We start from the raw sequence: 952 nt of genomic DNA, 5'->3' as shown, positions 1-952 counted from the left end.
CGACAACTAGGTTTCCGTGAGGATGCCGCGGCTGACAGCCAGCAGAAAACCGCCTTATACGCTCCTTCCGCGCGCCGCCTGCTCAAACGATTTGCGCCGAGTTGCCTGTTGCTATGCCCTGTCCGTGCGTTTTGCAGGGCGGGCCTTCTTATACCGCGGACACGGAGAGCATGTTTATAGGCAACGTTGCGTGCTGCGAGCCAGGTGTTTCGGGCGTTGGCTGGGTGTGGATCGATGTCGGTCATCTGGAACTCAATGGTTATACGGATGAGGCCATTGGCGCCGAAGGTGAACTTGTGGCTAACCGTTCGGCCCATCATGCTTTGGCTCCCGTCCCCCCAATCTAGTAGACTCTAAACCGTTGCTAGATTAGGGGGATTTTCCATGAGACGCTCCACGAAACGAATTTCCGGTGCCGCCGCCGCGCTGGCGGTCGCGGCCGCCCTGGCCCTGTGCGGGCCCGCGGCCTACGCCGCCCCCGCCGCCCCGGGCGACGCGCAGGCCCCGACCGCCGGGGCCCAGCCCGCCGACGGGGGTCCCGCCGCCCAGGCCGACGCCGCCCAGCCCGCGCAGGCCGACGCCTCCCAGCCCGAGGCCCCGCAGGCCGACGGCGCCCAGGCGGAGCCCGCCCGGTCCGAGGCGGCCGCGCCCGTCTCGCTCTCATACTCGGCCCACGTCTCCAATATCGGCTGGATGGGCGCCGTCGCCGGCGGCGAGGTCGCCGGCACGACCGGCAGGGGGCTCCCCCTCGAGGCGCTGCGCCTCGTCCTGTCCGACGCCTCGACCGGCGAGCCCCTCGGCGCCGACGCCATATCCGTCGAGGCCCACGTCTCGAACGTCGGCTGGCAGCCCGCCGTCGGCAACGGCGGCACCGCCGGCACGACCGGCCAGTCCCGGGCCGTCGAGGCCCTGAGGGTCAGGCTGTCCGGGGAGCTGTCCGCCCGCTACACCG

Annotated in this window: 1 pseudogene; it reads left to right on the top strand. The window is 70.4% G+C overall.

The window, feature by feature from the left end:
• Positions 1-384: 384 nt before the first annotated feature.
• Positions 385-952, top strand: a pseudogene (locus KSY82_RS10190) (hypothetical protein); the annotation flags it as partial.

Origin of the sequence: Collinsella aerofaciens (assembly GCF_019131995.1) — a bacterium.
In the GTDB taxonomy this organism is placed as follows: domain Bacteria; phylum Actinomycetota; class Coriobacteriia; order Coriobacteriales; family Coriobacteriaceae; genus Collinsella; species Collinsella aerofaciens_S.
Note: the sequence above shows the minus strand (reverse complement) of the source record. Positions and strands in the feature narration are given on the sequence as shown.